Below are 9,881 nucleotides of genomic sequence, written 5' to 3' on the forward strand. Positions count from 1 at the left end.
TCACAGCCTCTTATTTTTTTAACGTGATCTGCTGACAACAATGAAGTTATCAAATTGCTTTATATCATACCGTAAATCGAATCGGTTCGCGTAATCGCTCGGAAGAATGAATACATCGTCCTGATACTCGTCCGCCGTCATATCCTGAGGAAGAACGAAGTTATACCTGTCAAAGCTCTTCGCGAAGCGGAACTCAGCGTCGTTATTGTAATACTGCACGGTACTGTTGAAGCGCGTGGGATCGACCTTGCAGTAATACATCAAAAGAAGATATCCGCCGTTCACTCTTCTGTCGGTATAACGGTCGGCGCAATAGACGGTGTTTCTGTCAAGCGAATCGGCATACTGCGCCGCCTCGCCGAAGCCGTGCATGAACTGCACCCCTATCTGCTGTCTGTACTCGGGGCCAAAGTAAGACTTTACGAACAAGCCCGAGCCCGCCATGATCAGACACAGCACAACGGCGCACAGCTCCCGCTGTCGGTCGGCTAAGAATCTGATACCTACCGCTACAAAATAGATGACCGGTATGAAAAGGACATTGATGCGGTTGATGTTCTGTCGAACGATCAGCGAGAAAATGAAGGCGGCAACAAACCATGCGCACATTGCAAAATCGAAACGATCCGATTTCAGCTTGATCGCGCGCTTGAATGACAGAAAGCCGCCCAACAGGAACAGAGGGAAGGTAAACACGTAGATGATGTTGAAGCCGTCTATAATATTATGCAGCTCTCTGACAGAGTATGAGAACAGCAGAGAGAACAGGCTGCGGATGTTCTTGAGCACATTGCCGAAGAACTCCTGATCGAAGGGCAGGAACACCGAGTTCGATCTCAGCGCCGTAAGACGCGGTACGCTGAACAAGGCGGTATGGATCTCGGGCAGCTTGAACAGGTTGACGACCCAGAACATCGCCAGAGGGACGGCGATCACGATACATACGACGCCGCTGATAACAAGCTGCTTTACAGTGAGATAACGCCTTACCAAAGCATATACCACCAGTATGATCAGCATGATGGGCACGACGATATAGGTAGAGGCGTAGCTATACAGCGACAAAGAGAACAGCGCCGCCGACAAAGCGTAAGACCATGTCTTTTTGTCCTGACAGCCCTTGACGAAGAAGTACAAGCCGAACAGTATCAGAAACGGAGCGGGGTTAGCGTCCAGTCCCCAACGCGAGCTGATGATATGCCACGGAGAGACGCAGAGCAGCAGAGCGCCGATATACGCGGTGAAGCGATCCGTCGTCTTTTTCAGCAAAAGATACAGGACAAACACGGAAAGCACGCCGAGCAGCGCCTGCGGCAGGCGGTAGACAAAGAGGCTGTTGCCGAATAATTTGATAAACAGCGAGGCGGCGTACATATAGAACGGACCGTGACCCGCGCCCCACGCGACGGGATAGACGGGGTTATGATATCCGTTTCTGTCCACGCCGTAATTCGCGATAGCCCACGAATCATAGCCGATGCTCGCCTCGTCCTGATTCATGCCCGCAGGCAGCTCGGAAAGCCCGATCAACCTCAAGGCGGCGGCGCCGAGCAGAAGGACGGCGACGAAGATCAGCTCGAAGCGGCGGCTCTCGATCAGGCGGGTGAAGCGCTCCGAAAGCGGTCTGCGCTTTTTCACCAATGCCGCGATCAAGATAAAGACTGCTATCAAGCCCGTTGCAATATAATTGAAATAAACCATAGTTTCACCACACAGATCCAAAGCATTTTAATGATAGTATTTTATCAAAAGTAGGAATACATGTCAATTATCCCCGTCGGAGAAAGACGAGCCGTATATATCATCGTTGTCCACCCGGTTCGGATTCGACACTCTGTATAAGCAATATACTCTTTTGCAGACGTTTGTTTCAGAAGAGGCTTTAGATATACGAAGCATTGCATAGTTCTTTAAGAATCAGAAAAATTACGAGCAATTTTCTTTTACCGTCAAACATTATTTCTTCGGTAAGACTGAAAAAGCTGTCCTGAGAAAAGGACAGCTTTTTGTCATATTATGTTTTATTTTTTTCAGGAAGTTGTCAGCGATCCCCTCTGATCGGTAATTCGTTATCTCCTTCCTTGGGGAATCCTCCCGAGGTCACGATGACGTCCTCTGTCTGGAATTCAAATATTTCGAGCTCGATGCGCTCATATCGTTCTTTCTTCATGACTGACCTCCTTACGCGAAGCTGTTAAAATATACGATCGCCGCTTCGTTATAGCGATACAGTGCCGTCACGGTGTCGGTGATGGGCTGAGCGCCGCCGTCATTCTGTAAAACGTCCTTGACATAAGAGAATGCCGAGAAGCTGCCGAGAGAAACATCACCGTATTTCAGCTCATAATTTTCGCCGAGCTTCGACGCGGGGATATCCGTGACCTCGATATAGCAATACTCGTCGTCGTAATCCTTGACCTCTCCGACGTTTATGCCGTCGCTGTTAATCAAAGATAAAGCGGAGGTATCGGCGCCGTTCTTCTTGAAGTAGAAACGCAGGGTAGTTTCGGTCTTCAAGATCAGGCTGTAGCCGTAATACTCGATCCCCTTGCCCTCAAGCATCGCGTTTATGGTATCCTTTTCCGGAACATCCGATGAGATGGAATCGATCTCGTTGTCACTCAAAGGAATCAGGTCATGATCCACATCATGGTTAGCCGGAGCGTCTGTGTTATGGGTAAACTGTTCCTGAGCGCTTGCACCGTAGTTGAGCATGGTCTTGACCAGCACGATGAGCTCGTCGGAGAACTTGTTGTCCTGATTCGCTAAGATGACGTCGGCATAATCCCTCACCTTGTAGGTCTCGGCAGCGATTGGCTCAGAAGCGCCGCCGATGGTGATGCTCGCCGCGATCTCGTCGTTCATTTCAGCGGCACAGACATTGCAGGTTGCCTTATAGCAGCCGGTTTTTGTGTCCTTTTCGCTCTCACTGTCAAATGTGACAGACTCACTCTTTCCGTTCCAAACAAAATCAACACGAACGCCCTCGGCGAGTTCTTCGTCGGCAAGATTCAGATAAAAGTTCACGCCGATGTCGCCGTTGAGCGATAAGCTGTGATAAACAAAGTAGTCGAACGGTTTTGAATCGGTATAGGTCCTGCCGCCGAAATCAACGGTTGCGAGCAAAACATTTTTGCCGTCTGCTACGCCTTTGGTGATCGTCGCTTCCACGGTTTCTTCATGGTTGCACCTTTCATCGGTACAGGTAAATGTCGCGGTAGCGGAGGTATTGTCCTTCGACCAATTCCAAACAGGATCGCCGTAGGTATGCGCGTCGGTGAAGTCATAGGTAATGCTCCGCGCACCGAAATCAGTACTGCTGAACTGCGTGCTGTGCTTCAGGTGCATGGTGACGCTGCGGTTGCCGAAGATGTTGTTGCCGACCGTGATCGTACCGCTGCGGTCAAAGGTGATATCCAGCGGGCTGCCCTCCTGAGAGGATGCAAAGGCATTGCTGCCGATCTTGTTCAGGTAGGTCGTGTCGCCGATCACCTTCGTCACGTTCGCGTTGCGGAACGCGTTCGCACCGATCTCTTCGGGATAACCCTTGAACACCAAGGTGAACGGAGGCGTCGCCTGATCATTGAAGATGCTCGTGCTTTGACTGTCGCCGCCGATAAAGTTGATCCTATTACTCTCATAGCTCGCGGGGATCACAAGTTCGCTGAGGTTTTCAACCGGTCCGGTATATCTCGCGATACCGTAAACACGACTGAAGGGATTAATCGGGGATTGCTTGATTGTCACATCAAAGTAAGAAAACGTGATGGAGCTCAGTTCACTACCGATAGACCCGTCCTCGTTCACGGCGTAGTTCCTGCCGTCGATCGCATAATGCTCTACGGTACCGAAAACATAGCCGCCTATGCCGTCTACATACGGCTCGACCCGCTCGACGTACTCGACATAGCTGAACGCAGCGCCGACAGTCACATCGGAGTCGGGCATGATGAAGCTGTACACACCGTTAACAGGCACGAGCTGTTCACCGTCAACCGTCACGGCTTTGATGATATAGCTCTCATCGGGCGTGACAGTCAGGGTGACCTCATTGCCCTCGCATGCGGTATTGTCAGACGGGGTGACCGTACCGTGCTCGATCGTATCTATTAGAATACGGTGCGCCAGCTTGAATACCGCCTCGCCGTCGGAATTTCTGCTAACAGAATAGCCCTCGTGATCGCTGAAGAAGGACTTCACGTCGCCCTTACCGGACAGTCCCGAGGTAAGCGCGGAGGAATCGAGCGCATCCTTGCGCAAGCCGATACGCGCGTCGGACCCGAGCTGATCCGTGATGGTAACGAAGCGATCGCCCTTGATGTAAAGATCGCTGTCGGAACCGGAAGCCGTATTGCCGCTGACGACGGGCGATCCGTAGAGATTCAGCGTACCGCCGGTGTAGTAGATACCGCCGCCGTTGCCGCCTGTGCCCGCCCTGTTGCCGGTGATCGTACCGCCACTGAGGGTCAGGGTGCCGTTCGTCCAGATGCCGCCGCCGTTGTAGCTAACGTCCTCGACCGTATTATCCGAGATCGTGCCGCCGCTCATCATCATCTCGCCGCTGTTCAGAATACCCGCGCCGCCGAATTGATAGGCGGTGTTGGAGGAAACTGAGCCGCCGTAGAGGTTCAGCGCGGATCCGGAAGGGTTCGCGATACCGCCGCCCTCATAAGCGCGGTTGCCGGTGATCGCGCCGCCCTCGATATTCAGCGTACCGTTGTTGACGATACCGCCGCCGGCTGTCGAATGATAACCACCTGTGATGACGCCGGAATCATCTATGCTCGAATCCCTGATCGTCAGGGTACCGTTATTGGTGATGACGTTGCCGTCGGCGGAAGCCGCGGTCTTGCGGCGATCGAGGGTGAAGCCGTTCAGTTCAAGAGTAATGCTCTTGCCTTCGGGGATCACGAGCGCCGTATCGGTATCCGTCGCCTCGACGTTCTCCGTCAGCTTGATCGTCGTGCCGTTTGTCGCGTAATTGATACGGGATTGCAGGAACGCCCACGCAGTACCGGCTTTATCGGGAGTAAGCGTTTTTTCGTTGAAGCGAACTTTGTCGCTGCTTTCGTAAGTACCGCTGTAAGAGTTCGTCCCATCCGTCATATCCCGGATGAAAACGATCTTTCCGTTTCCCTCATACGATGTAACGGTGATACTGTCGGTCGGATCGGTCCAACCCAGGATGACGTCGTTCGGAGAACTGAGCGTTCCGTCTACAGTTGTACTGCCGCCGACGATGGAAATATTCTTACCGTAGAGCCTGCCGTTATAGGTCAGGCTTCCGCCGGAGACGGTCACGACAGTATTCTCGTTCTCCATCGTTCCGGTCAATACTGTGTCGCCGCCGGAGATCGCCAGCTCACCACTGCAATTGATCGGGGAGCCGGAACTGCTCTTGACCGTCATGCTGCCACCGGTGACATTGATATCTCCCAAGCAGTTGAATGCCACGCCGTAGTCGCGGGAGGAATTGACGTTACCGCCGGAGAAATTCGCTTCATCCTCAACAGAGATATACGATGTCTTCAACGTACCGCCGAGCACATCAAGAGAGCGCGCATACACGTTCGTCTCGATCTTTCCGCCGACGATATCAACGCTTCCGGCGTAAATGCCCAAGCCCCTGATAATGCCCTCGGTCTCTCCGGGAGCGCGGTAGACCGTCAGCGCTCCGGCAGTCTTCAGGTCGCTGCTTCCGAGCTCATAAGGATTCATGTTCATGATCGCGCCGTCACGAAGGATCAGCTTGACGTCGCCGTTGAGGTCGATACTGTTCGTGATACTGAGCTGACCGATATTGTGTCCGTTGCTCTCTTTCTTTTCAACGTAGTACCAGCCCGAAGTCAGCTCGGGGATACCATTAGTCAGCTCAGCCGCCTGAGCCGTCTGCACGTTGCCATCCTCGTCGATGTATTCTATCTCATGCAGAGCGCTGAACACCGCTGTCACGGTGATATCGCTCTCCGGCATTTCAAAGGAAGTGTCTTCGATGACGGTCTTAACGCCGTTCTGATCGGTATAATACAGCGCCGTCAGCTTGCAGCCCTCATCGGGAGCGGTCGTCAGCTCGATATGCTCGCCTCTCTTAGCCGATGCCGCGGAGGAGGTGACCGTTCCGTGCTCGCAATCCGCGATATTGATATCAAAGATCAGGCGGAAGGTCTCGGTCACGGAGTATTCCTTACCGGCGAAAACACATGAAGCGGTAGATACCCTGTTCTTATCGATATCCTTATAGCTGACCTTTGCGCTGACCTTGATGATATCGCCGTTTTCCCGATGCTCGAACACCGCGGTCGCCTGCGTATGATCGTCTGACCAGAGCCATTCCGTAAGATCATAATGGGTCGAGTCGTACAGCTCGAGCTTCTTACGCTCAGCCGTCTGTACCTGTTCATCCGTCAGCGTACCGGTGTAGAGAGCCGTTCCGTCCGTCAGCGTCTGACCGTCGGAAATATCGATGCTGTACTGATCCTTCTTATAATTGATTCGATTCAAGGTGATCGAGCTGTCGGAGGTGTTGCAGCCGAGCTCAATACTCTTGATCGCGGAAAATTCCTCTATCTTGATCGTCCCGCCGAGGAGATTCGCTACACCGTAGGCGGTGGCGCCCTTTACATCAAAGGTGCCCCGCGCGATCTTGATGGATTCATCCGTGACAAAATCCGCTGCGCCGCCCTTCACGATCGCACCGTACTGTACAAAGTGCCTCAGCTGAGGGGGATTGTTGCAGGAGCTGAGATCCAGCGTACCGCTCTGTGAATACTGTCCGTAGATCGTCAGGGAGGAGTATTTATTCATACTGTAATCGATCGGGAATCCGTCGTACGGAATAGGCTTCAACGTCGCGCCGTCAGCAAGGATCAGGTGGGCGTCGCCGATTACCGCGATCGTGGTGTTCGCGTCAAAGGACTGACTCACCACATACCAGCCGTCGCCGAGGATCAAATGATCACTGTCGAGCCTCTTCGCCAAAACGCTCTTTCTCTCACCTGCTTCGTCAACATATGCCGTCGTCACGACCGGGAGATACAGCGCGCGGTAGGTCTTGTCGTCGGAAAGCTCTACCACATCATACGGGAAGCGCGCATTCTGATAATCCGCTCCCTCTTCCAGCCAGCATACAAACTCGTAGCCGACAGGGCCGCGCTTGCTTTCGGGAAGGACGACCTTCGTATTAACAGGCGCTTCGATCACGGTGGGGAAATCGTCACTATTGTAAACGTTCCTCTCGATCAGGGTCATCTTCTTCATCACCGCGTTCTGACCGCATTTCATACAGACGTTGTTCACGTCCCATTCGTGCGCCTCCGCCGATTCGGGGAAGGTGCAGCCGCATACGCCGCAATACAGCTGATGCGTCATGACGTCAAGAGGGATCCACTCGGCGGTCGCGTGACCGCAGGCATAGACCAATGCGTATTTATTGTTGCGAACCGCGTTGTAACGGCTCTGACTGTAATAATCCGCAGTGCTGCTCGCTTTGGAGCCCGCTTTGGTGAGAAGATTATCGGACAGCGTGAGAGTCCCGCAGGATGGGCGGGAGTGTAGGAAGCTGTTGTAATCGCCGTTGCCGATCGCGACCGAGTTTCCGTCGCCGCCCGCGACCGCTTCGACCGTGCTTTGACCGGAGATCCCGACGTAGCTGACGCCCTCGTCCTCGCCGCCGCCGATACCGGAGCCGTACTCGCTGCCGTAGGCGTGTACCGCGGAATCGATGATCTCGATATGACCGCCGTTTCCGTCCTCACCGCCGCCGATGCCCGCGCCGTCTACGCCGCCCCACGCATTCACGGTAGAGCCTTGGAGCTTGATATTGCCGCCGTCGCCGTCATCGCCGCCACCGATGCCCGCGGCATAACCGCCGCCGGTCGCCTTGACGGTGGAATCAATGATGGTGATGGTGCCGCCGTGGCCGCTCTCACCGCCGCCGATACCTGCGCCGTCGGTCGCGCTGTCAGCTGTAATATTCGAACGCTCGATGGTGATATCGCCGCCGCTGACGTCGTCACCGCCGCCGATACCCGCGCCGTAGCGCCCGCCGTGAGCGACTACGGTAGAGTCTGAAATCTTGATGGTGCAATTGGCGTCGGTCTCGTTGCCCGTACCGATGCCCGCCGCGTCGGTGCCGCCTGTCGCGGTAACGTCAGCACCGTCCGTGATATTGATGGTGCCGCCGGTCTCGGACTCGTCGCCACTGCCGATACCCGCGCCATAGTCGCCGGCTTCAGCGATGACCGTACTGCCGGAAATGTTGATGGTATTAAAGCTGTGCTCATCCGCGCCGCCGATCGCCGCAGCGTACTTACCGCTCGAAGCATATACGTAAGCGTTCTCCGTAATATTGATCGTACCGCCGGAGCCTTGGTATCCGCCGCCGATACCCGCGCCGGAAACCGTCTTGCCGAACAGCTGTGCAAACCAGCTGATCAGCTGCAGTCCCGTAGCGTAGTATTTCTCTCCGTCCGAATACCAGTTGGTTCTGCCGATCTGAGCCTGGATATCCTCGTCGAAGCGGTCGCCGGAATTATAGGATTTGGAGATCGCGGAAACATGGACGTCCTTACCTTTGATGTTGATGGTACCGGCGTTGCCCTCTCTGCCGCCGCCGATACCCGCGCCGCCCGCGGTAGAGGTGGCGACGACCGACGCCGTACCCGAGATATCGATCGTATTCGCGTTTCTTCTCGCGCCTGCGCCGATGCCCGCGCCGTATTCGCCGATGGCGAAGATCGTACCGCCGGTGATCGTGATCGGGCGGGAATTCCGCGCGTCTTCACCGCTGCCGATACCTGCACCGGAATCATCTAAATCGCTGCCGGTGGAAATGGCGGTGACCTTGCCGCCGTAGATGTTGACCGACGGACTGTAGGAATGAGCGCCGCCGCCGACGCCCGCGCCGTTTACCGCCACTGTCCGGATATCGCCGCCGAAGATACTAAGGGATGAGTCGAAAAACCTGCTATCCGCGCCGCTGCCGATACCCGCGCCGCTGGAGGTGTCGGTCCTGATGGTACCTCCGTAGATACGGATACCTTCGCCGCTGCCCCATGCCATCGTGCCTTCATAGCCGCCGCCGATACCTGCTCCGTTACAGTATTTCTGCTTCTTGCACGTGATGTAGCCGTCCCAGACGGTGATATGCTTCGGAGCGCCCTTATGACCACCGCCGATGATCGCGGCAGTGCTGTTATAATCGCCCCTCAGGTCGAGGGTGCCGCCGTGGATCGTGATCTCACCCGCGTCCTCGCCGTCGTTCGAGCCGATCGCGGCACACGGCTGGTAGGTATCGCCGGAATTATGATTCAGATAGATCGAGAGCTTACCGCTTGTCTTTGACGCGGCATAGATATCGAGCGTACCTTCCTTCTCGACGCGGATGCCCTGATCGCAGGTCAGGGTGGCGCCGTTGCCGAGGTACAGTCCGACCGTCTGACCGTTCGCGACGTTCAGACGCCCCGAAACTATCGTATCGGACGTGACGACATAGTAGCCGCTCGTCAGGTTATTTGACGACCGCTTGGATAGCTCGGTATAGCTCGTGATGACCTCGGGATCGTTGACGACCTTGCCGGCCGCACTGTCCCAGTGGTGCTTCGTGATCGTGATTGCTCTCGCGGCACTGAACTCAAACGGAATAATGGTAAACATGCTGAGGATCATGACGATCGCCAACAACAGGCTAACCGATTTTTTAAATATCTTCATTCATATCACCCCGGATTCGGCAGAAATAATTATGCACGTATTTGTTAAATTATAGCAAATAATCAATAAAATTGCGCATTGTAAAATGAAGTTGCAACAATAAAAGAGTCCACAGTGACGATTCTGTAGTAGAATTGAGTTTGCGGAACCAATTCGAAAGGATCATCACT

3 protein-coding genes are annotated in these 9,881 nt (G+C 54.4%); all 3 read right to left on the reverse strand.

Going from position 1 to position 9,881, the window contains the following annotated elements; all coding sequences use genetic code 11:
• Window positions 1-18: 18 nt before the first annotated feature.
• The 3 genes from R2I50_RS05965 to R2I50_RS05975 all read right to left on the reverse strand — a co-directional run bounded on the left by R2I50_RS05965 (window position 19) and on the right by R2I50_RS05975 (window position 9,711).
• Complete coding sequence (locus R2I50_RS05965; protein WP_316608246.1) at window positions 19-1,701, reverse strand: glycosyltransferase family 39 protein; 1,683 nt, start codon at window positions 1,699-1,701, stop codon at window positions 19-21.
• A 340-nt stretch (window positions 1,702-2,041) separates the two neighbouring features.
• A complete protein-coding gene (locus R2I50_RS05970; protein WP_316608247.1) occupies window positions 2,042-2,170 on the reverse strand; it encodes a hypothetical protein in 129 nt (42 codons plus the stop codon).
• 11 nt (window positions 2,171-2,181) lie between these two features.
• Window positions 2,182-9,711 carry a hypothetical protein gene (locus tag R2I50_RS05975; protein ID WP_316608248.1) on the reverse strand — a complete coding sequence of 2,510 codons (7,530 nt, stop codon included), beginning with the start codon at window positions 9,709-9,711 and terminating at the stop codon, window positions 2,182-2,184.
• Window positions 9,712-9,881: the final 170 nt, after the last annotated feature.

The organism is uncultured Ruminococcus sp., from assembly GCA_902785355.1.
Lineage (GTDB): Bacteria > Bacillota > Clostridia > Oscillospirales > Acutalibacteraceae > Ruminococcoides.

Coding starts and splice junctions, on each gene's coding strand:
- R2I50_RS05965 (WP_316608246.1), bottom strand. CDS start 1,701: ATGGTTTATTTCAATTATATTGCAACGGGCTTGATAGCAGTCTTTATC.
- R2I50_RS05970 (WP_316608247.1), bottom strand. CDS start 2,170: ATGAAGAAAGAACGATATGAGCGCATCGAGCTCGAAATATTTGAATTC.
- R2I50_RS05975 (WP_316608248.1), bottom strand. CDS start 9,711: ATGAAGATATTTAAAAAATCGGTTAGCCTGTTGTTGGCGATCGTCATG.